Below are 23,082 nucleotides of genomic sequence, written 5' to 3'. Positions count from 1 at the left end.
GAACCAAATTGCGACGCTTTATTTTGTTCAATTCTTTAACTTATGCTTTTACAGTTTTATCTTTCTTTTCAAATGCTTCTTTTTTGAAAATGCCAAATGGTTTTCCAATAGGCAGGAAGTTGAAACCGAAATGTTTGTTTAGAACATTTGCACCTGCACCGTAGAATGATAAAAGCGCAATAATTAATTCAGAGTAAGCGGCTAATAAGTGCATCCCATGTTCCATTATCCCAAATGAGCTTAATGCTAAGCCGATAAATAGGAAATCAATCATTACGAAGATAGAAAATAAAACTTTATTTGTTTCAGCTGCACCAATCGTCATAAATAGGGTAAAGATTAAATACCCTAGATACACAACGCCAAGCTGACGTGTATCTACAGATGCTTGCAATACTTCACCAAACACACCGGCTTGAACGAACCAGCTCATACCTACACCCATCCAAAATAGACCGTATGCTCCAAATGCTGTCGTACCAAATGTATTATTATGCTTTGAATCTAATACTGACGCATAAAATTGTGCAATTCCACCTAAGAAAATTGCCCAGGGAATGACTAATCCTAAACCTTCTGTCCATCCCAACTTTTGAGTTGAAGCGACAAATGTTACAATTGCTAAACCGAATAACCCGATTGCAGATGGGTCAGCGGTTGAAATTTTCACTTCTTTTGTTGTATCCAAAACGTATTCTCCTATTCTATGTTGTCATTTTTCTATTATATTAAAATAATATCTAAATTCTATGTATGAGTATAATTTTGAATGAACTCTGTAATAATCGAAAAGATATGATGTAAATTCAACAAATATAAAGGGTGGAATTTTACGTGGAAGTGGGGACATTGTCCTTACTTAAATATAGACCTTGACTAATATTTCTATTTTGTTTCAATATTGATGGTTGTCCTTCGCATGAACAGGGCATTATATGTATAATTATTGTTGGAGGTGAAAGTAATGTTGAAAAGAATTATTCAAGTAGCATTTTTATTTATCGGTGGAGCATTAGGTCTCATTTTCTTACCGCCATTATATGAATTTATGAATTTATCATCCAATCCGTGGCTTAATAATCCGTACTTTAGTGTTGCGATAGGTGCTGCTTTATTATTTGTCCTATCGTTTGCGTTATCCGATTACTTTGTAAAATTGATTACTTGGTTAGAAGAAGTATTATTTAAATTACCTGCAGCAGATTTATTGTTTGGGACGCTTGGCTTAATTGTAGGGCTATGTGTTGCAACGTTAGTTGGTGTAGCCATTAATCAAATGAATATACCTGTAATTACCGCGGTAGTACCTGCAATTTTATCGATTGTCCTAGGATATTTAGGCTTCAGATTAGGATTTAGTAAGCGTGACGAGCTCATGCAGATTTTTACAGGGAAATCTACAAAGAAACGAATTAATGAGGCATCAGAAAAGGAAGCGCAAGAACAGGAGCAATATAAATTGCTTGATACGAGCGTTATTATTGATGGACGTATTGCAGACATATCCGAGACGGGGTTTGTTGAAGGAATTTTAGTAGTGCCTCAGTTTGTGCTAACAGAGCTTCAACATATTGCAGATTCTTCTGATACATTAAAACGGACGCGTGGTCGCAGAGGTTTGGATATTCTAAAGCGCCTTCAAGATGAACGGGCATCCAAAGTCCTTATTACTGAAGTCGATTTCGAAGATGTGGCAGAAGTGGATTTAAAATTGGTCCGTTTAGCCAAAAACATGAGCGCACAAATTTTAACGAATGATTTTAACTTAAATAAAGTTTGCGAATTGCATCGCGTACAAGTGTTGAATATTAATGATTTGGCAAATGCGGTAAAGCCCGTCGTCATTCCTGGTGAAGATATGCAAGTTGTTGTGATTAAAGATGGAAAAGAACACAATCAAGGGGTAGCATATTTAGATGATGGAACGATGATTGTTGTAGAAGGCGGGCGAAGTTATATCGGTCAAGCGATTAGAGTAACGGTAACAAGCGTACTACAAACATCAGCCGGGCGCATGATTTTCGCAAAGCCAAAAGAGGATTAGGAAGTGAAGTATTTTGCGGTATGAAGTCGTTTTGCCAGCAGCAGGTAGTGGAAAACGTATGGGTGCTGGGCAAAATAAATTATTTTTGAACTTAGCAGATAAGCCCATTTTAGTGCATACCTTACTTGTTTTTGAACAGGATGCAAACTGTACAGGTATTTGGCTAGCAGTAAAGGATGAGGAACGATCATTTATACAGACGCTCATCGAAAATTATAATATTACAAAAGTAAAAGGGCTGCCTACAGGAGGGGAAGAACGACAGCATTCCGTACACTCATGTATTAAAGAAATGAAGGCAGTTGAGGTTGTTCTTGTTCATGATGCAGCAAGACCTTTTATTACGATTCCGAAGATTACAGAACTTGCGGAGGTTGCTTACGAAAAAGGGGCAGCCATTGCAGGCGTTCGTGCAAAAGATACGATGAAAATCGTGCAGAATGGACTCATTAAAGAAACCGTTGACCGTGAGTCTCTATGGATGGTGCAAACACCGCAAGCATTTCGTTATGATTTGTTGGTTGAAGCGGAAGATGTAGCTGAAAAGGTCGGTTTCTTAGGTACGGATGAGGCGATGCTGGTAGAACGGCTAGGCCATGATATTCACATCGTAGAATGTAGCTACGAAAATGTTAAAATGACAACCCAGGAAGATTTGATTTTCGGGGAAGCTATTTTAGAAAAACGAAACTTGAGAAAGAGCCTTGAAAAGTAAAAGGTTTTCAAGGCTTTTTTTGTAGAAGTTGATTATACTATGTGTAATGAGATTAGCAGAAAGAAGGTGAAAGCTAGTTTACTTTGTAAGCTAGCATTGTTATGTTTCGAATTGGACAAGGATTTGACGTTCATGAATTTGCAGAGGGACGTCCATTAATTTTAGGTGGGATTACAATTCCGCATGAGCGTGGTTTGGTAGGCCATTCAGATGCTGATGTACTTTTGCATACGGTGACTGATGCAGCATTGGGGGCAATTGGTGAAGGGGATATTGGTCGTCACTTCCCTGATACAGATCCTGAGTGGAAAGATGCAGATTCAGCGAAGTTACTTGAATACATCTGGGAAATAGTTGAAAAACATGGCTATAAATTAGGCAATGTAGATTGCACGATTATGGCCCAACGTCCAAAAATGGCTCCATATATTTCGCAAATGCAAAACCGTATCGCACAATTATTAAACGCAGAGCCTTCACAAGTAAATGTAAAAGCAACAACAACTGAGAAATTGGGGTTTGTTGGTCGTGAAGAAGGTATTGCGGCAATGGCAACAATTCTTTTAGTGAAAGCTTAAGGCAGCAACGGGTGTCAAAATTGACACATGCTACTTTAACTTACTATCTGACAGTGGTAGAATGGACAAGGTTTAAAAAGACACTTATTGTGAAAGTATAGTGCAATATAATGTCCTTTCTTACACATATAAAAAAATGTATACTTTTTATATTGAAAATGGTCGAGCGTTTTAACGCTAAAATTAGGAGGCAATATTATGACGAAAACAGTACGAGTTCGTTATGCACCATCGCCAACAGGATTTTTACATATCGGTGGCGCACGTACAGCTTTATTTAACTATTTATATGCAAAACATCATAACGGAACTTTTGTAGTACGTATTGAAGATACAGATATCGAGCGTAATGTAGAAGGTGGAGAAGCTTCTCAACTTGATAACCTGCGTTGGTTGGGTATTACACCAGATGAGTCAGTAGATATTGGTGGTCCTTATGCGCCATATCGCCAAATGGAGCGCCTGGATATTTATAAAGAACATGCAGAAAAGATGTTAGAATCTGGTCAAGCATATAAATGTTTCTGTACATCAGAAGAGCTGGAAGCAGAGCGTGACGCTCAAAAAGCGAAGGGTATTGCTGCTCCAATGTATGGCGGAAAATGCCGTCACTTAACATCAGATGAAGTTGCAGCAAAAGAAGCAGCGGGCGAACAATATACAATTCGTATGCGTGTACCAGCAGATGTAACATATAACTTCGTTGATTTAGTGCGCGGTGAAGTATCATTTGAATCAAAGGATATCGGTGACTGGGTTCTTGTGAAGGCAAATGGAATTCCAACATACAACTATGCTGTCGTATTAGATGATCATTTTATGGAAATTTCGCATGTATTCCGAGGGGAAGAGCATTTATCGAATACGCCAAAACAAATGATGATCTTTGATGCCTTCGGTTGGGAATACCCACAATATGGCCATATGACATTAATTGTAAATGAGGAACGCAAAAAATTATCAAAACGCGATGAATCGATTATTCAATTTGTTACTCAATATAAAGAACTTGGTTTTTTACCGGAAGCAATGTTTAACTTCTTTGCATTACTAGGCTGGTCTCCAGAAGGAGAAGAGGAAATCTTCTCTCACGATGAACTTGTTAAGCTTTTTGATGAAAAACGTTTATCAAAATCACCATCTATGTTTGATAAAACAAAGCTTACTTGGATGAACAATCAATATATTAAAAAAATGTCTGGTGAAGAGGTGGTTGCTCTAGCATTACCACACTTACAAAAAGCAGGCTTACTTCCAGAAGAGCTATCAGAAGAGCAATTTGTATGGGCTTCTGATTTAATCGCGCTTTACCATGAGCAAATGAGCTTCGGGGCAGAAATTGTAGAATTATCGAGCCTATTTTTCACAGAAGAAATTGCATATGATGAAGAAGCAAATGAGGTATTAGCAGGTGAGACAGTGCCAGCTGTTATGGCTTCATTTAAAACTCAATTAGAAGCTTTAGAATCCTTTGATGCAGATTCGATTAAAGCGGCGATTAAAGCTGTGCAAAAAGAAACAGGTGTAAAAGGCAAAAATCTGTTTATGCCAATCCGTGTTGTGACGACTGGTCAAACACATGGTCCAGAATTGCCAAATTCTATTGCTTTAATCGGCAAAGAAAAAACAATTGCTCGTGTCGAGAAGTTTGCTGAGTAATTATTCTAAGAATAGTTTTAATGATTGATTTTTCAGAAAATAAATGTAAAATGAATTTAAATTGTATATATTGTTAGCGCGTTGAGAAGGAGAAGTACGCGGCGCATACCTTATTAGAGAGGATCATCACCGGCTGAAAGTGATCTAGGTCAAGGCAAAGCTGAAATGCACCTTTGAGTATTTAACTGAAATTGTAGTAGGTTAAATCGATTTGTCCCCGTTATAGGACTTTCAAGCGGAAAAAGTATTGTATTTATATTTTTTCAACCAGAGTGGAACCGCGCGTATAGCGTCTCTGTCACCTTCAACTAGGTGATGGAGACGCTTTTTTTGTAGAAATAAAAAGTGAGCAGTTAATTAAAAAAAGAACATATATAAAAAGGAGCGGCAAAATGAGTATTCAAATCTTCAATACATTAACGAGACAAAAAGAGCCTTTTATTCCATTAGAGGATGGCAAAGTGAAAATGTATGTATGCGGCCCTACTGTATACAATTACATTCATATTGGAAATTCACGTCCAGTCATCGTATATGATACGGTACGACGCTATTTCCAGTATGCAGGCTATGAAGTAAAATTCGTATCGAATTTTACCGATGTTGATGACAAAATTATTAAAGCTGCCAACGAGCTAGGAGAAGAGACGTCGGCTTTAACAGACCGTTTCATTGCTGCTTATTTTGAAGACATTACTGCATTGGGTTGCCAAAAAGCGGATGCCCATCCACGTGTAACAGAGCATATGGACGATATTATTGAATTTATTAAAGTGCTAATCGAGAAGGGTTATGCATATGAATCTCAAGGCGATGTTTATTATCGTACGCGTAAATTCGATGGCTATGGAAAGTTAAGCCATCAATCAATCGATGATTTAAAGGTAGGGGCTCGTATTGAAGCAGGCGAAAAGAAAGAAGACCCGCTAGATTTTGCTTTATGGAAAGCAGCAAAAATAGGGGAAATAAAGTGGAATTCACCGTGGGGAGAAGGGCGCCCAGGTTGGCATATTGAATGTTCTGTTATGGCGCGTGAGCATTTAGGTGATACAATCGATATTCACGCAGGTGGTCAGGATTTAACATTCCCTCACCATGAAAATGAAATTGCGCAGTCAGAAGCACATAACGATAAAACATTTGCACGTTATTGGATGCATAACGGCTATATTAATATTGATAATGAAAAGATGTCAAAATCCCTCGGCAACTTTATATTGGTGCATGATATCCGTCAGCAAATCGATCCGCAAGTACTACGTTTCTTTATGTTGTCGGTGCATTATCGTCACCCAATCAACTTTGCGCAAGATTTAGTGGAAGCGGCGAAAAACGGATTGGATCGTATTCGTACCTCTTATGCAAATGTTGAGCACCGTTTGGCATTATCGGCAAGCTTAGGCGACGACAGCGAACAATGGCTTGAGAAAATTAATCAAGTGAAACTTGATTTTGAAAATGCGATGAATGATGACTTCAACACAGCAAATGCGATTTCGGCATTGTTTGAACTATCGCATATTGCCAATGTTTATTTAAAAGAAACCAATACAGATAAAGAAGTGTTGCAAGCGATATTAAGTATGTTTGATGCAATTGGGGAAGTATTGGGAATTAAAGTAAAAATTGAAGCTGGTTTATTGGACGAAGAGATAGAAGCATTAATTGAAGAACGTAACCAAGCTCGTAAAAACAGAGATTTTGCACGATCAGATGAAATTCGTGACCAATTGTTAAGTATGGATATTGTGCTGGAAGATACTCGTCAAGGAACACGCTGGAAACGAGGACAATAGATGCAAAACTTAACACCACATGATGTCATACAGCTAAATGCACTGGCGCTCGCCTATATGGGGGACGCCGTGCTTGAACAAAGAATTCGTGAATATTTAATTTTATCTGGTCGCGCAAAGCCAAATACATTGCATAAAGAAGCGACAAAATATGTTTCTGCCAAGTCTCAGTCAAACATCGTACATCGTATGATTGATGAAAATTATTTGACCGAAGAAGAACAAGCAGTTTTCCGTAGAGGACGCAATGCAAAATCAGGTTCTGTTCCCAAAAATACAGATGTGCGCACATATCGAAATAGTTCAGGCTTTGAAGCCGTTTTAGGCTATTTGTTTTTAAGCAAAGAGCATGCCCGAGCAAATGAAATTATAGATTACGCAATAGAAATTGTAGAACAATCAAAAGGAGAGTAACTATGGCAGAAAAAAGACAACAAGGTCGTAAGCCGCGAGATGGAAAAAGTCGCGACAAAAAAGCGGATACCTTTAAAGCTCACGATAAAAAACAACAGGAAAACCCGCAGACTGCTCAAGAGGAAGTAATCGGAGAAATGATTGCCGGGAAAAACCCAGTATTGGAAGCGCTTCGTGCGGGTCGTGAAATCAATAAATTATGGATTGCTGAAGGTGTTAAGAAAACCGGGGTACAGGAATTAATGGACTTAGCGAAAGAGCAGGGTGTGTTGGTTCAATTTGTACCAAAGCAAAAAGTAGATAAACTGGCAGAAAATCATCAGGGGATTGTTGCATCTGTTGCAGCATATGACTATGCAGAACTCGATGATTTATTTGAAGTAGCGAAAGTTAAAAATGAAGATCCATTTTTCCTTATTTTAGATGAGCTAGAGGATCCTCATAACTTAGGGTCGATTATGAGAACAGCAGATGCAATCGGTGCACATGGTATCATTATACCGAAGCGTCGTGCCGTCGGTTTAACAGCGGTTGTTGCAAAAGCTTCAACAGGCGCTATCGAGCATGTGCCTGTTGTGCGTGTAACAAATTTGGCTCAGACTGTGGACGAGTTAAAAGAGCGTGGCGTTTGGATTGCGGGAACAGATGCTAAAGGTTCGGCCGATTATCGTAAAATGGATGCAACATTACCGCTTGCATTAATTATTGGTAGTGAAGGTAAAGGGATGAGCCGTCTTTTAAAAGATAAATGTGATTTCTTATATCACTTACCAATGGTTGGTCATGTTACATCATTGAACGCTTCCGTAGCAGCAGCACTGCTTATGTATGAAGTGTACCGTAAACGACAAGAAGCTAACGGATGAGGTTATGCAAAACATCTTGCTAGTAGACGGCTATAACATGATAGGCGCATGGAGTGAGTTGCGTCCATTGCGTGAACCTCATTTTGAAGATGCGCGCGATCGCTTAATTGAAAGAATGGCTGAATATAAAGCACATACAGGTTGGCGTGTGATTGTTGTGTTTGACGCACATCTTGTACCAGGCACAGAGCAGCTTTATATTCAGCATGCTGTGGAAGTAATCTACACGCGTAAAAACGAAACAGCAGATGAGCGCATTGAAAAGCTTTCAACCGAGTTGAAAGGGCGTAAAATTCAAATCCATGTGGCAACTTCCGATATGACAGAGCAAAATGTCGTATTCGGTCACGGAGCTTTAAGGAAGTCCGCACGTGAGCTTGAAATTGAGATGCAAATCATTCAGTCGAAAATCTCCTCCAAAGTAAAAGAATCGACTGACGAAAAGCCAGCCTCAAGAATTAAATTATCGAAAGAAGTAGAACTACAATTTGAAAAGTGGAGACGAGGGATTAAGTAATAGTTTGCCCGCAATTTCCAATTAAGTTATACTATTCCTAATAATTCTAGCGTAGCTGAGGTGATTTTCGTTGCTTAAAAGTGAGAAGTTACAAATGGTACTGCATTTAGAACGTTTGACAGATGAAGGGCTTGTGGAGCAAGTGCATCTAGGCAATACAGATGCGTTAGATTTTTTGATTTCGAAATACCGGCTTTTCGTTAAAGCAAAAGCACGGTCATATTTTTTAATTGGGGCCGATAAAGAAGATATTATTCAAGAGGGTATGATTGGATTATATAAGGCCATCCGGGATTTTAAAGAGGATAAGCTTGCTTCGTTCCGTGCATTTGCTGAGCTGTGCATAACAAGGCAAATTATTACAGCGATTAAAACGGCTACACGTCAAAAGCATATCCCTCTAAATTCTTATGTGTCCTTGGATAAGCCGATTTATGATGAAGAATCCGAGCGGACATTAATGGATATTATTACGAGTCCGATTTCTGATGATCCAGAGTATTTGATGATTAACCGTGAAGACTACGTTTATCTCGAACAGAAGATGGGAGAGGTATTAAGTGAGCTTGAGCAGCAAGTATTGGTCCGCTATCTAGAGGGTCAATCCTACAATGAAATTTCTGAAGAATTGAACCGCCATGTTAAATCAATCGACAATGCTCTGCAACGGGTAAAGCGTAAATTGGAGCGGCATCTTGAACTAAAAGAAATAACTTAAACACTGACAGCCTTTATTGACAGTGGGAAATTTAGGTGTTAGTCTTTAAAGGACAAACTGCCGAAAAGGTGATATACATGGCAAAGAAAGTCGTTTTAAGCTGTGAAAAATGTGGTTCAAGAAACTACAGCGTTCCGAAAAAAGATGGAGCGACCGAGCGCTTAGAATTGAAGAAATTTTGCTCGCATTGCAATGAGCATACAACGCATAAACAAACGTTATAAATAAAAAATAGATTAATTCGTTGTTCGGGGGTTGGGCAAAAATGAGTAAGGTAACAAACTTTTTTCAAGAAGTCGGCTCGGAAATGCGTAAAACAAGCTGGCCAAAAAGCAAAGAGTTAACGAAATATACAGTAGTAGTAATTTCAACAGTTATCGTTATGGCATTATTCTTTACGGTGACTGATTTAGGAATCTCAGAATTATTGCGTTGGTTCTTGTCTCTATAAGCTATATCATGTTAATATTTCGAAATAGCCCGTCAATTTCAAATAACGGGTTTTTTCATTTGTTAAAAAATATCTAATAGCTTGTTTAAAGAAATAGATTATTGAAGTTTTGTGAACGGGGAAATATAACCTTAACACAATAATGTAAAGGAGGGACGGACGATTTAGTCCTACCTATATGGAGAAAAATTGGTATGTAGTTCATACGTATTCTGGTTATGAAAATCGAGTGAAAGCTAATCTTGAAAAACGTGTTGAAACAATGGGCATGCAAGATAAGATTTTCAGAGTAATTGTAGCCGAGCATGAGGAAATTGATGTAAAAGAAGACGGCAAGAAAAAAGCGGTAATGCGTAAAATCTTCCCAGGTTATGTTCTAGTAGAATTGATTATGACGGATGACGCTTGGTATGTAGTTCGTAATACACCGGGTGTAACTGGATTTATCGGTTCTTCAGGCGGTGGGGTTAAACCGACGCCGTTATTGCCGGAAGAAGCAGAACGTTTACTTGCACAAATGGGCATGAACGAATCTCAATTAGGTGAAGTTGAAATTTCTGTTGGTGAGGTTGTCGAAGTTCTTGAAGGACCTTTTGCACATTTCCAAGGTCGCGTAGAAGAAGTAGATGTAGACAAAGCAAAACTAAAAGTTTTAGTAGATATGTTTGGTCGCGAAACAGTGATGGAACTAGATTTCAACCAAGTACAAAAAATATAGAATTATTTAGACTTGATTAAGCAATTTAAAAGTGTTATCATTTCATAGGTCAGACTGTCTTACTTATGATGTTTGATTTTAATTAGTTTTAATGTTATCGGCTTAGCTGACGAACAGATATTGAGTGGGAGGGGCAACCCTATTACCACATCACGGACTTAAGGAGGTGTGTCTCGTGGCTAAAAAAGTTATTAAAGTTGTAAAACTTCAAATCCCTGCTGGTAAAGCAAACCCAGCGCCACCGGTTGGTCCTGCATTAGGTCAAGCAGGTGTTAACATCATGGGATTCTGTAAAGAATTTAACGCTCGTACTGCTGATCAAGCTGGTCTTATTATTCCAGTTGAAATTTCAGTATTCGAAGATCGTTCATTTACTTTCATTACGAAAACTCCACCTGCAGCAGTGTTACTTAAAGTAGCGGCTGGTATCCAATCTGGATCTGGTGAACCAAACCGTAAGAAAGTTGCAACGGTTAAACGTGATAAAGTTCGCGAAATCGCTGAACAAAAAATGCCAGACCTTAACGCTGCTTCAGTTGAAGCTGCTATGTTAATGGTTGAAGGTACTGCACGAAGCATGGGCATTACGATCGAAGACTAATCCCATCTTCAACACTTGATGATGTTTTTGTTTTTTGGAAGGTTGCTGCACTCTGATACTAGTTTGATGAGTGCGCAACCTTTATTCGTGGGAGGTCCAAATCCGTTACAACCACAATCAAGGAGGAAATTATAATGGCTAAAAAAGGTAAAAAACTGCAAGAAGCAGCTAAATTAATCGACCGCGCAACTTTATACTCTGTTGAAGAAGCAGTAGCATTAGCGCAAAAAACAAGCTCAGTAAACTTTGATGCAACTGTAGAAGTAGCATTCAAATTAGGTATCGACACTCGTAAGAATGACCAACAAATCCGTGGTGCAGTAGTATTACCACACGGTACTGGTAAAACTCAACGCGTTTTAGTTTTCGCTAAAGGCGAAAAAATTAAAGAAGCAGAAGCTGCTGGTGCTGATTATGTAGGCGATGCAGAATACATCCAAAAAATCCAACAAGGTTGGTTTGATTTCGATGTAATCGTTGCAACTCCTGACATGATGGGTGAAGTTGGTAAATTAGGTCGTGTATTAGGTCCTAAAGGTTTAATGCCAAACCCTAAAACAGGTACAGTTACATTTGACGTAACAAAAGCTATCGAAGAAATTAAAGCTGGTAAAGTAGAATACCGTGCTGAAAAGTCTGGTATTATCCACGCACCAATCGGTAAAGTTTCTTTCGATACAAACAAATTAGTAGAAAACTTCTTAGCTGTTTTTGAAGTAGTTCAAAAAGCTAAGCCAGCTGCAGCAAAAGGTACTTACATGAAGTCTGTAAATGTTACAACTACAATGGGTCCTGCTGTAAAAGTTGACGCTGCTAACGTATCTATCAAATAATTCATTCCGATTTTTTAAAATCGTTCAATAAAATTTGTTGACAACGCATCTCTTACTTGATAAGATGAATGCTGTTGTGAATCATCCATTTGTACCGTAGACAGTAGGGGTGCCAATATTGCACTTAATGAGCCTACCGAGGACATCGGAGTTCGGATTCTTTTTAAGATGATGTACTTTCAGCCTCTATGTCTATTTTGATATAGAGGCTTTTCTTTGTCGGTATAAATGACTCATTCTAATAGGAGGTGTCATCATGAGCAAAGCAATCGAAACAAAAAAAGTTCAAGTTCAAGAAATCGCTGATAAATTCTCAGCTGCTGCTTCTATAGTAGTAGTGGATTACCGTGGTTTAACTGTAGCGCAAGTAACAGAATTACGTAAGCAATTACGTGAAGCTGGTGTTGAGTTCAAAGTATATAAAAATACTTTATCTCGTCGTGCTGCTGAAACTGCTGGTTTAGAAGGAATTAATGAATTCTTAACTGGTCCAAATGCTATCGCATTCTCTAACGAGGACGTAGTAGCTCCTGCTAAAATTATTAACGAATTCGCTAAGAAAAATGAAGCGTTAGAAATTAAAGCTGGTATCATCGAAGGTACTGTGGCATCAGTTGAAGACGTTAAAGCTCTTGCAGAACTTCCATCTCGCGAAGGTCTATTATCAATGCTTTTATCTGTACTTCAAGCTCCAGTGCGCAACTTCGCACTTGCAACAAAAGCTGTTGCAGATCAAAAAGAAGAGCAAGGCGCTTAATATTAGCCTCTTAACTTCAACAATCAGGCAAATCGCCTAAACTAATAAAACATTCCATAGGAGGAAATTAAAATGAACAAAGAGCAAATCTTAGAAGCTATCAAAGCTATGACAGTTCTAGAATTAAACGACTTAGTAAAAGCAATCGAAGAAGAATTCGGTGTAACAGCTGCTGCTCCAGTAGCAGTAGTTGCTGGCGGTGCTGCTGCAGCTGAAGAAAAAACTGAATTTGACGTAGTATTAACATCTGCTGGTCAAGAAAAAATCAAAGTAATCAAAGTGGTTCGTGAAATCACTGGATTAGGTTTAAAAGAAGCTAAAGAGGTTGTTGACAACGCTCCTAAAGCTCTTAAAGAAGGCGTTTCTAAAGATGACGCTGAAGCTATCAAAGCTAAACTTGAAGAAGTTGGCGCTTCAGTAGAAGTTAAATAATTTTAGTTTAACTATATTTAATAGCTATGCCTATTGCTTAGCTTAATAAGGAAAGCTCGTCACAATTTTGCGGCGGGCTTTTCTTTATTTAACTTTTAGTGGATGAGAATGTATAATTTTTAGAAGAAATCCACATAAGGAAAAAAGACAGCATTTCGCACTGTTTGGCGCAAATGTGTTTTTCTAAGGGGGCGTATCGATGTCTGAACATTATTATTCAAATAAGCCTCAATCTGAAAGTAAACCACGCCAATGGAAATTCACTTTATTAGGCAATATATTTACATTCGAAACGGATACGGGTGTATTCAGTAAAAGCGAAGTAGATTTTGGTTCCCGTGTGCTAATCGATGCTTTTGAAATGCCTGAAGTTGAAGGTGTTTTACTTGATGTAGGCTGTGGCTATGGACCGATCGGATTGTCGATTGCAAAAAACAAACTTGACCGTGAAGTATTCATGATGGATATTAATTCGCGTGCAGTTAGTTTGTCTCAAAAAAATGCCCAACTTAACGGGGTTCAAAATGTACGTATTTTTGAAAGTGATGGATTGGATGCTGTAAATACTAATTCAAAAGTAGCGGCAGTATTAACAAATCCACCAATCCGTGCAGGAAAAGAAACGGTTTTTAAGTTTTATGACCGCGCATATGAGCTGCTTGTGGAGAATGGTGAGCTATGGATTGTTATTCAGAAGAAGCAAGGTGCTCCATCGACAATGAGCCATTTAGAAGAAATGTTTTCAGAAGTAGATGTTGTTGAGAAGAAAAAAGGATATTGGATCATTCGTGCAAAAAAATAAGTAAGATCTATATCAAATATTGACTTGACAAATTGAGTGTGATAACATAATAAAATGCAAAATTATTATTTTGAGGTAGTATGCCCTTTTGCATTATTTAATCAAATTTACGGGTATACTTGCTAAGAATAAGTTAAGTTTAACCGAAAATGAGGTTTTAAAAAAGTCTCGTTTTCTTTTTGTCTTTCGAAATCATACACCATTTGTATGTTTTTGCAAAGACCTATTATCGCTTTATTGAGGGGTGAATGAGTTGACAGGTCAACTAGTTCAGTACGGACAACACCGCCAGCGTAGAAGCTTTGCGCGTATTAGTGAGGTGCTGGAACTTCCGAATTTAATCGAAATCCAAACAGCATCTTATGAGTGGTTCCTTGAAGAAGGGTTGCGCGAGATGTTCCACGACATTTCTCCAATCGAGGATTTTACAGGTAATCTTTCATTAGAATTCGTTGACTATACTTTAGGTGAACCTAAGTATGAAGTGGACGAATGTAAAGAACGTGACGTTACTTATGCTGCGCCACTGCGCGTGAAAGTACGTTTGCACAACAAAGAAACAAACGAAGTTAAAGAGCAAGATGTCTTTATGGGTGATTTCCCGTTAATGACAGAAACAGGCACATTTATTATTAATGGTGCTGAGCGTGTTATCGTGTCTCAGTTAGTTCGTTCTCCAAGTGTATACTTCCACGAAAAAACGGATAAAAACGGTAAAAAAGGCTTTGGCGCAACAGTTATTCCTAACCGTGGTGCATGGCTAGAATATGAAACAGATGCAAAAGACGTTGTCTATGTACGTATCGATCGTACACGTAAATTACCAGTAACGGTACTTTTACGTGCATTAGGTTTCGGCTCGGACCAAGAAATTTTAGATATCATTGGTGACAATGAGTACTTACGTAACACGTTAGAAAAGGATAACACAGAAGGTACTGAAAAGGCGCTTCTTGAAATCTATGAACGTTTACGTCCAGGTGAACCACCGACAGTTGAATCTGCGAAGAATCTATTATATTCTCGCTTCTTTGATGCAAAACGCTATGATTTAGCGAATGTCGGTCGTTACAAAATGAACAAAAAGCTTCACATCAAAAATCGTTTATTCAACCAAACGATTGCAGAAACATTAGTAGATCCTGATACAGGGGAAATTATTGTTGAAGCAGGTACATTATTAGACCGTCGTAATCTAGATAAGCTAATCCCTTATTTAGAAAGTGGTGTAGGATTCCGTACGTTAAACCAAGTTGGTGGCGTATTGGAAGATGACATTACGATTCAATCGGTTAAAATCTTTGCACCAAATGATGAAGCACAAAAAGAAATTAATGTTATTTCAAACGCTTATGTAGATGAAGAAGTTAAAAATATTACACCAGCTGATGTATTGGCTTCTGTATCATACTTCTTCAATTTATTATATGACGTTGGTAACACAGATGATATTGACCATTTAGGTAACCGTCGTTTACGTTCTGTTGGTGAGTTATTACAAAACCAATTCCGTATCGGTTTATCTCGTATGGAACGTGTTGTACGTGAGCGTATGTCAATTAATGATACAGCAGCAATCGTACCGCAACAGTTAATCAATATTCGTCCGGTTATTGCATCAATTAAAGAGTTCTTTGGTAGCTCTCAATTATCTCAGTTCATGGACCAAACAAACCCGTTGGCAGAGTTGACGCACAAACGTCGTCTATCTGCATTAGGACCGGGTGGTTTAACTCGTGAGCGTGCAGGTATGGAAGTACGAGACGTTCACTACTCTCACTACGGGCGTATGTGTCCAATCGAAACACCAGAGGGGCCAAACATTGGTCTTATTAACTCTTTATCTTCATTCGCAAAAGTTAACAAATTTGGATTTATCGAAACACCTTACCGCCGTGTTGATCCGGAAACAGGTGCTGTAACGAAAGAAATCCACTATTTAACGGCTGACGAAGAAGACAACTATGTAGTTGCACAAGCAAACTCTATTTTAAATGATGATGGTACATTCGCTAACGAAGAAGTCGTAGGACGTTTCCGTGGCGATAACACAGTATTTACAAGAGATCGCATCGACTATATGGATGTATCACCAAAACAAGTAGTATCTGCTGCCACAGCATGTATCCCGTTCTTAGAAAACGACGACTCAAACCGTGCGTTAATGGGAGCGAACATGCAACGCCAAGCTGTTCCATTACTATATCCTAATGCACCATTCGTTGGTACAGGTATGGAGCACGTAGACGCGCGTGATTCAGGCGCTGCTGTTGTAGCAAAATATGACGGTATTGTAGAACATGTAGAAGCACGTTCAATTCATGTACGTCGTATTGAGTTAGTAGATGGTAAAGAAGTTAAGGGTGACTTAACTAAATATAAATTACAAAAATTCATTCGTTCTAACCAAGGTACATCTTATAACCAACGCCCAATCGTAAAAGTTGGCGACCGTGTAAAACCTCGTGATATTTTAGCTGATGGTCCTTCAATGGAAAAAGGCGAATTAGCACTTGGCCAAAACGTACTTGTTGCGTTCATGACATGGGACGGCTTCAACTACGAGGATGCTGTAATTATGAGCGAACGCCTTGTAAAAGACGATGTATATACTTCTGTTCATATTGAAGAATATGAATCAGAGTCTCGTGATACAAAGCTTGGACCTGAAGAAATCACACGTGATATTCCAAACGTAGGTGAAGATGCACTTCGTAACTTGGACGACCGCGGAATTATCCGTATAGGTGCAGAAGTTCGCGATGGTGATATTCTAGTAGGTAAAGTTACGCCTAAAGGAGTTACAGAGTTAACTGCGGAAGAGCGTTTATTACATGCTATCTTCGGTGAAAAAGCCCGTGAAGTACGTGATACGTCTCTACGTGTTCCACACGGAGCTGGCGGTATCATTTTAGATGTAAAAGTATTCAACCGTGAAGACGGCGATGAATTACCACCAGGTGTAAACCAATTAGTTCGTGCTTATATTGTTCAAAAACGTAAAATCCGCGTTGGTGACAAAATGGCCGGACGTCACGGTAACAAAGGTGTAATTTCACGTATCTTACCGGAAGAGGATATGCCGTTCATGCCGGACGGAACACCAGTAGATATCATGCTTAACCCACTAGGGGTACCTTCACGTATGAACATCGGACAAGTACTTGAGCTACACTTAGGTATGGCTTCTCGTTACTTAGGTATTCATATGGCGTCACCAGTATTCGATGGTGCCAACGAAGCCGATGTTTGGGAAACTATGGAAGAAGCTGGTATGAACCGTGATGGTAAAACAATTCTGTATGATGGACGTTCAGGTGAGCCATTCGATAACCGTGTTTCTGTTGGTGTCATGTATATGATTAAACTAGCGCACATGGTTGACGATAAACTTCATGCACGTTCAACTGGACCTTACTCATTAGTAACGCAACAGCCGCTTGGTGGTAAAGCACAATTCGGTGGTCAGCGCTTCGGTGAGATGGAGGTTTGGGCACTTGAAGCATACGGTGCTGCTTACACGTTACAAGAGATTTTAACTGTAAAATCAGATGACGTTGTAGGTCGTGTGAAAACATACGAAGCTATTGTAAAAGGTGAAAGTGTTCCAGAACCAGGTGTACCAGAGTCATTCAAAGTATTAATTAAAGAACTTCAATCATTAGGTATGGATGTGAAGATGCTTACAATCAATGACGAGGAAGTAGAATTACGCGACCTTGACGATGAGGAAGAAGTAGCTCCACCAGCTTCAGAAGCTGGACGCCCATCTGATGATAAAGAAGAAGACCCAGTAGAATCATTTGAATAATTTCAAATTGAATCGGGCAGGTATATGCCCTGCCCGATTTTTCTTATAACTATTTGAAAATACAAATTTCATTATGGCCTAATATGAAAATTTGTAAGTGCAGAGCTACAATAAAGTCACGAAAGACTTATAACTAAAGGGAGGTAGGCTCCTTGATCGATGTTAATGAATTTGAATATATGAAAATTGGTTTAGCTTCACCTGACAAGATCCGTTCTTGGTCATATGGAGAGGTTAAAAAACCAGAAACAATTAACTACCGTACATTAAAACCGGAAAAAGATGGTCTATTTTGCGAACGTATTTTTGGACCAACAAAAGACTGGGAATGTCACTGTGGTAAATATAAGCGTGTACGATACAAAGGTGTCGTTTGTGACCGTTGTGGAGTAGAAGTTACACGTGCAAAAGTTCGTCGTGAGCGTCAAGGTCACATTGAGCTTGCTGCACCAGTATCACATATTTGGTACTTCAAAGGTATTCCAAGCCGAATGGGTCTTATTTTAGATATGTCTCCACGTGCGCTGGAAGAAGTAATTTACTTCGCTTCTTATGTAGTAATCGAGACAGGTCAAACGTCTCTAGGCTATAAAGACTTACTTTCCGAAAAAGAATATCGTGCATACCGTGAAAAGTATGGTAACGAGTTCGAAGCGGCAATGGGTGCTGAAGCGATTAAACGTCTTTTAGAGAAGATCGATTTAGAAGACGAAACACAAGTTTTAAAAGAAGAGTTAAAATCTGCACAAGGGCAACGCCGTACACGTGCAATTAAACGTCTTGAAGTAGTAGAGTCATTCCGTAACTCTGGCAACAAACCGGAGTGGATGATTTTAGATGTACTACCGGTAATTCCACCAGAGCTTCGTCCAATGGTGCAATTAGATGGTGGTCGTTTTGCCACTTCTGACTTAAATGACCTTTACCGTCGTGTAATTAACCGTAACAACCGTTTAAAACGTTTACTTGACCTTGGTGCACCAAGCATCATAGTTCAAAACGAAAAACGTATGTTACAAGAAGCGGTCGACGCATTAATCGATAATGGTCGTCGTGGTCGTCCGGTAACAGGTCCTGGTAACCGTCCTTTAAAATCACTTTCACACATGCTGAAAGGGAAACAAGGTCGTTTCCGTCAAAACTTACTTGGTAAACGTGTAGACTATTCTGGTCGTTCGGTTATCGTAGTAGGTCCAAATTTAAAAATGTATCAATGTGGTCTTCCAAAAGAAATGGCGATTGAATTATTCAAGCCTTTCGTAATGAAAGAACTAGTTGAGCGTGGCTTAGCACACAACATTAAATCAGCAAAACGTAAAATTGAGCGTTTACACAATGAAGTTTGGGACGTTTTAGAAGACGTTATTCGTGAGCATCCGGTATTACTTAACCGTGCACCGACGCTTCACCGTCTTGGTATCCAAGCATTCGAACCAACATTAGTAGAAGGTCGTGCAATCCGTCTTCACCCATTAGTATGTACAGCTTACAACGCTGACTTCGATGGTGACCAAATGGCCGTGCACGTTCCACTATCAGCTGAAGCACAAGCGGAAGCTCGTTTACTTATGTTGGCAGCTCAAAACATCCTTAACCCGAAAGACGGGAAACCAGTAGTAACACCATCTCAAGATATGGTATTAGGTAACTATTACTTAACACTTGAGCGTGAAGGTGCTCGTGGTGAAGGCTCTGTATTCTTTGATTCAAACGAAGTGTTAATTGCCTACCAAAATGGTCATGTACATTTACATTCTCGTATTGCGATTAAAGCGAGCTCTTTAAATAACCCAACATTTACAGAAGAACAAAATAAAATGTTCTTATTAACTACTGTAGGTAAGGTTATTTTCAATGAAATTTTACCAAGCTCATTCCCTTATATTAATGAGCCAACTTCAGTTAACTTAGAGCAAAAAACGCCTGAGAAATACTTCGTAAATTTAACAATTGATGAAGAATTACTAAAAGAAATAGAAGCAACTGAAGGATATGCAGATTTATCTGAAGCAGAACAAATCGAAGCGCAACGTCGTGCTATATTGGCGAAGCACTTTACGAATGTTCCTGTAGTAGATCCATTCCGCAAAAAATTCTTAGGTAATGTCATTGCTGAAGTATTTAAAGAATTCCACATTACAGAAACTTCTAAGATGCTTGACCGCATGAAAAACTTAGGTTTCAAATATTCTACTCGTGCAGGTATTACTGTAGGTGTATCTGATATCGTTGTATTACCTGATAAAGGTGGTATTTTAGAAGAAGCACAAAGTAAAGTAGATAAAGTAATGATCCAATTCCGCCGTGGTCTAATCACAGAGGAAGAGCGTTATAACCGTGTTATTAACGTATGGACAGCTGCCAAAGATGAAATTCAAGGTAAGCTGATGAAATCTTTACAAAAAACAAACCCAATCTTCATGATGTCTGACTCTGGTGCCCGTGGTAATGCATCTAACTTTACTCAGTTAGCAGGTATGCGTGGTCTGATGGCCAACCCGGCTGGTCGAATTATCGAATTACCAATCAAGTCTTCATTCCGTGAAGGTTTAACAGTATTAGAATACTTCATCTCTACACATGGTGCGCGTAAAGGTCTTGCCGATACAGCACTAAAAACTGCCGATTCAGGTTACTTAACACGTCGTTTAGTTGACGTAGCCCAAGATGTTATCGTTCGTGAAGACGACTGTGGCACAGATCGCGGTTTATTAATCGGTTCTTTAATGGAAGGTAATGAAATGATCGAAGCGTTAGACGAACGTATTGTTGGTCGTTACGTGAAGAAAACAGTTCGCCACCCAGAAACAGGAGCGGTTATCGTAGAGCGTGATGGTTTAGTAACACAAGATGTTGCTCGTGCAATTGAAGATGCAAACATCGAAGAAATTACAATCCGTTCAGCATTCACATGTAATACAAAACATGGCGTATGTAAAAAATGTTACGGTATGAACTTAGCTACTGGTGAAGAGGTAGAAGTTGGTGAAGCGGTAGGTATTATCGCAGCTCAATCTATCGGTGAACCAGGTACACAGTTAACAATGCGTACATTCCATACAGGTGGGGTAGCAGGTAACGATATTACACAAGGTCTTCCACGTATCCAAGAGATTTTTGAAGCTCGTAACCCGAAAGGTCAGGCAGTGATTTCTGAAATTACTGGTACAGTTATCGAAATCGAAGAAATTCGTGAAGGTCTAAAAGAAATTACGATCCAAGGTGACGTGGAAACACGTAAATATCAAGCACCTTATAATGCACGCCTAAAGGTAGCTGAAGGCGATACAATTATTGCAGGTCAAACATTATCAGAAGGTTCGATCGATCCTAAACAATTACTAAAAGTTAAAGACGTATCGACAGTTCAAGAATATCTATTAAAAGAAGTACAAAAAGTATACCGTATGCAAGGGGTAGAAATCGGTGACAAGCATATCGAAGTAATGGTTCGCCAAATGCTTCGTAAAGTGCGTGTAATTGAAGCAGGTGATACAGAGCTATTACCAGGTTCACTGCTTGATATTCACCAATTCTCTGAGGCGAATGTTGATGCCGTTCTTAACGGAAAAACACCAGCAACTTGCCGTCCAGTCATTTTAGGTATTACAAAAGCTTCACTTGAAACAGAATCATTCTTATCTGCTGCATCATTCCAAGAAACAACTCGTGTGTTAACGGATGCTGCAATTAAAGGTAAACGTGATGAACTTCTAGGTCTGAAGGAAAACGTAATTATCGGTAAGCTAGTTCCGGCTGGTACTGGTATGCAACGTTACCGTCAAATTCGCATGGATCAAGAAGGTTCAGCTGACGTTGTAACAGCGGAATAATAATCTATCAACAATGGATTCCGGTAGAGGTCACACTCTGCCGGGGTTTTTCTAATAAATATTCCCGAACAAACAAATAATCAATATTCTTTCATGAGAAATTGGTTGACAGTATAAGTTTGGAATGATAATATATTGAAGGTTGATAGTTAACTGTCTGTACTTAGGAGGATATGTAAATGTCTTACGATCAAGTAAAACAGGCCAGTAAAACAATCATAGGTATAAAGCAAGCAGTGAAAGCAATGTATGCTGGACAAGTATCAGCTCTTTTTGTCGCAGTCGATGCAGACAAGTGGGTTACCGATCCGGCCATTCTTCTCGCGAAAGAAATCGGTGTACCAGTTTATTACGTCGATTCAAGAAAAGAACTTGGTAAAGCTTGCGGCATTCATGTTGGAGCTGCAGTTGTTGCGATTACTGCGATGTAGTTTTTGTGTAAAATACACAAAGACTTTGTTTTTACCCAAAAAATGAACCACCTGGATGTGTGGTATTGAAACAAGGAAAAAATGAAGGGAGGACAAATCGATGCCTACAATTAACCAATTAGTACGTAAGCCTCGTCAATCTAAAAACACGAAATCAAAATCTCCAGCGTTAAACAAAGGATATAACTCATTTAAAAAATCTTTAACTGACGTTAAGTCTCCTCAAAAACGCGGAGTTTGTACTCGTGTTGGTACAATGACACCACGTAAACCGAACTCGGCTTTACGTAAATATGCTCGTGTACGCTTAACTAACCAACTTGAGGTTACTGCGTATATCCCAGGTGAAGGTCACAACTTACAAGAACACAGTGTAGTTCTTATCCGTGGCGGACGCGTAAAAGACTTAGCTGGAGTACGTTACCACATCGTTCGTGGTGCACTTGATACAGCTGGTGTTAACGGTCGTTTACAATCTCGTTCTAAATACGGTACTAAACGTCCAAAAGAAAAAAAATAATTTAAGTTTAAATAAACAACGATTCGAAAGGAGGAAAACACATGCCTCGTAAAGGTCCTGTTTCCAAACGTGACGTGTTACCAGATCCAATTTATAATTCAAAACTAGTAACTCGTTTAATCAACAAAATGATGATTGATGGTAAAAGAGGTACTTCTCAAAAGATTTTATACGGAGCTTTTGAATTAGTTCAAGAGCGTTCGGGTCAAAATGCTTTAGAAGTATTTGAAGCTGCATTAAACAACGTAATGCCTGTACTTGAAGTACGTGCTCGTCGTGTTGGTGGTTCTAACTATCAAGTACCAGTAGAAGTTCGTCCAGAACGTCGTACAACTTTAGGTTTACGTTATTTAGTAAACTACGCTCGTCTTCGTGGAGAAAAAACGATGGAAGAGCGTTTAGCTAACGAAATCTTAGATGCATCTAACAACACAGGTGCTTCAGTTAAGAAACGTGAAGATATGCACAAAATGGCAGAAGCGAACAAAGCATTCGCTCACTACCGTTGGTAATTTGATCTATGCTCTAGCTTGCTAGAGCTTAGGTTTTTTAACCACCTATACAGCTAACCCAATATGGAAGGAGA

Annotated in this window: 23 protein-coding genes and 2 other annotated features; of the genes, 22 read left to right on the top strand and 1 reads right to left on the bottom strand. The window is 39.0% G+C overall.

Features of this window, described 5'->3' with window-relative positions; translation table 11 throughout:
* Positions 1-40: 40 nt before the first annotated feature.
* Positions 41-688 carry an acetate uptake transporter gene (locus SNE38_RS09725; RefSeq protein WP_191704109.1) on the bottom strand — a complete coding sequence of 216 codons (648 nt, stop codon included), beginning with the start codon at positions 686-688 and terminating at the stop codon, positions 41-43.
* A 276-nt stretch (positions 689-964) separates the two neighbouring features.
* Between SNE38_RS09725 and SNE38_RS09720 the strand changes: the two genes are divergently transcribed.
* From SNE38_RS09720 to rpsG, 22 genes are all read left to right on the top strand, one after another.
* Positions 965-2,044, top strand: a complete 1,080-nt coding sequence (locus tag SNE38_RS09720; RefSeq protein ID WP_191704108.1) for a PIN/TRAM domain-containing protein — start codon at positions 965-967, stop codon at positions 2,042-2,044.
* Between the two features lie 13 nt (positions 2,045-2,057).
* The gene (gene ispD, locus SNE38_RS09715; RefSeq protein WP_191704107.1) at positions 2,058-2,759 is read left to right on the top strand and encodes a 2-C-methyl-D-erythritol 4-phosphate cytidylyltransferase; all 702 of its coding nucleotides are present in this window, start codon (positions 2,058-2,060) and stop codon (positions 2,757-2,759) included.
* A gap of 101 nt (positions 2,760-2,860) precedes the next feature.
* Positions 2,861-3,337 carry a 2-C-methyl-D-erythritol 2,4-cyclodiphosphate synthase gene (gene ispF, locus SNE38_RS09710; protein WP_191704106.1) on the top strand — a complete coding sequence of 159 codons (477 nt, stop codon included), beginning with the start codon at positions 2,861-2,863 and terminating at the stop codon, positions 3,335-3,337.
* A gap of 198 nt (positions 3,338-3,535) precedes the next feature.
* Positions 3,536-4,996: a glutamate--tRNA ligase gene (gltX, locus tag SNE38_RS09705; RefSeq protein WP_191704105.1), complete on the top strand. Its 1,461-nt coding sequence runs from the start codon at positions 3,536-3,538 to the stop codon at positions 4,994-4,996.
* A 72-nt stretch (positions 4,997-5,068) separates the two neighbouring features.
* Positions 5,069-5,296: a binding site (T-box leader), on the top strand.
* Between the two features lie 92 nt (positions 5,297-5,388).
* The gene (gene cysS / locus SNE38_RS09700) at positions 5,389-6,792 is read left to right on the top strand and encodes a cysteine--tRNA ligase (RefSeq protein WP_191704104.1); all 1,404 of its coding nucleotides are present in this window, start codon (positions 5,389-5,391) and stop codon (positions 6,790-6,792) included.
* The gene (locus SNE38_RS09695) at positions 6,793-7,206 is read left to right on the top strand and encodes a Mini-ribonuclease 3 (RefSeq protein ID WP_191704103.1); all 414 of its coding nucleotides are present in this window, start codon (positions 6,793-6,795) and stop codon (positions 7,204-7,206) included.
* Positions 7,207-7,343: 137 nt separating this feature from the next.
* The gene (gene rlmB / locus SNE38_RS09690) at positions 7,344-8,072 is read left to right on the top strand and encodes a 23S rRNA (guanosine(2251)-2'-O)-methyltransferase RlmB (protein WP_191704195.1); all 729 of its coding nucleotides are present in this window, start codon (positions 7,344-7,346) and stop codon (positions 8,070-8,072) included.
* 4 nt (positions 8,073-8,076) lie between these two features.
* Positions 8,077-8,589, top strand: coding sequence for an NYN domain-containing protein (locus SNE38_RS09685; RefSeq protein ID WP_191701134.1), 513 nt, complete (start codon positions 8,077-8,079; stop codon positions 8,587-8,589).
* Positions 8,590-8,683: 94 nt separating this feature from the next.
* On the top strand, positions 8,684-9,307 hold the full coding sequence (gene sigH / locus SNE38_RS09680) for an RNA polymerase sporulation sigma factor SigH (protein WP_191704194.1): 624 nt from the start codon (positions 8,684-8,686) through the stop codon (positions 9,305-9,307).
* 77 nt (positions 9,308-9,384) lie between these two features.
* A complete protein-coding gene (gene rpmG, locus SNE38_RS09675) occupies positions 9,385-9,531 on the top strand; it encodes a 50S ribosomal protein L33 (RefSeq protein WP_191701135.1) in 147 nt (48 codons plus the stop codon).
* A gap of 41 nt (positions 9,532-9,572) precedes the next feature.
* On the top strand, positions 9,573-9,758 hold the full coding sequence (gene secE / locus SNE38_RS09670; RefSeq protein WP_191704102.1) for a preprotein translocase subunit SecE: 186 nt from the start codon (positions 9,573-9,575) through the stop codon (positions 9,756-9,758).
* 178 nt (positions 9,759-9,936) lie between these two features.
* On the top strand, positions 9,937-10,476 hold the full coding sequence (gene nusG / locus SNE38_RS09665; RefSeq protein ID WP_191701137.1) for a transcription termination/antitermination protein NusG: 540 nt from the start codon (positions 9,937-9,939) through the stop codon (positions 10,474-10,476).
* Between the two features lie 175 nt (positions 10,477-10,651).
* On the top strand, positions 10,652-11,077 hold the full coding sequence (gene rplK, locus SNE38_RS09660) for a 50S ribosomal protein L11 (RefSeq protein WP_008406998.1): 426 nt from the start codon (positions 10,652-10,654) through the stop codon (positions 11,075-11,077).
* 134 nt (positions 11,078-11,211) lie between these two features.
* Positions 11,212-11,910 (top strand): 50S ribosomal protein L1, encoded by a 699-nt coding sequence (rplA, locus tag SNE38_RS09655; RefSeq protein WP_191704101.1) that lies wholly within the window; start codon positions 11,212-11,214, stop codon positions 11,908-11,910.
* Between the two features lie 76 nt (positions 11,911-11,986).
* Positions 11,987-12,134: a sequence feature (ribosomal protein L10 leader region), on the top strand.
* Positions 12,135-12,166: 32 nt separating this feature from the next.
* Positions 12,167-12,667, top strand: a complete 501-nt coding sequence (gene rplJ, locus SNE38_RS09650; RefSeq protein ID WP_191704100.1) for a 50S ribosomal protein L10 — start codon at positions 12,167-12,169, stop codon at positions 12,665-12,667.
* A 72-nt stretch (positions 12,668-12,739) separates the two neighbouring features.
* A complete protein-coding gene (gene rplL / locus SNE38_RS09645) occupies positions 12,740-13,099 on the top strand; it encodes a 50S ribosomal protein L7/L12 (RefSeq protein WP_191701140.1) in 360 nt (119 codons plus the stop codon).
* Between the two features lie 199 nt (positions 13,100-13,298).
* Positions 13,299-13,901 carry a class I SAM-dependent methyltransferase gene (locus SNE38_RS09640; RefSeq protein ID WP_336046413.1) on the top strand — a complete coding sequence of 201 codons (603 nt, stop codon included), beginning with the start codon at positions 13,299-13,301 and terminating at the stop codon, positions 13,899-13,901.
* Positions 13,902-14,154: 253 nt separating this feature from the next.
* On the top strand, positions 14,155-17,712 hold the full coding sequence (rpoB, locus tag SNE38_RS09635) for a DNA-directed RNA polymerase subunit beta (RefSeq protein WP_191701142.1): 3,558 nt from the start codon (positions 14,155-14,157) through the stop codon (positions 17,710-17,712).
* A gap of 152 nt (positions 17,713-17,864) precedes the next feature.
* Positions 17,865-21,545, top strand: a complete 3,681-nt coding sequence (gene rpoC / locus SNE38_RS09630; RefSeq protein WP_191704098.1) for a DNA-directed RNA polymerase subunit beta' — start codon at positions 17,865-17,867, stop codon at positions 21,543-21,545.
* Between the two features lie 179 nt (positions 21,546-21,724).
* Positions 21,725-21,976 carry a ribosomal L7Ae/L30e/S12e/Gadd45 family protein gene (locus tag SNE38_RS09625; RefSeq protein ID WP_191704097.1) on the top strand — a complete coding sequence of 84 codons (252 nt, stop codon included), beginning with the start codon at positions 21,725-21,727 and terminating at the stop codon, positions 21,974-21,976.
* A gap of 100 nt (positions 21,977-22,076) precedes the next feature.
* A complete protein-coding gene (rpsL, locus tag SNE38_RS09620) occupies positions 22,077-22,496 on the top strand; it encodes a 30S ribosomal protein S12 (protein ID WP_191701145.1) in 420 nt (139 codons plus the stop codon).
* A 41-nt stretch (positions 22,497-22,537) separates the two neighbouring features.
* A complete protein-coding gene (rpsG, locus tag SNE38_RS09615) occupies positions 22,538-23,008 on the top strand; it encodes a 30S ribosomal protein S7 (protein ID WP_191701146.1) in 471 nt (156 codons plus the stop codon).
* The last annotated feature ends 74 nt before the right edge of the window (positions 23,009-23,082 follow it).

Source organism: Solibacillus ferritrahens (genome assembly GCF_037027585.1).
Classification (GTDB): Bacteria; Bacillota; Bacilli; order Bacillales_A; family Planococcaceae; genus Solibacillus; species Solibacillus ferritrahens.
This window is presented reverse-complemented; position numbering and strand designations above follow the sequence as displayed.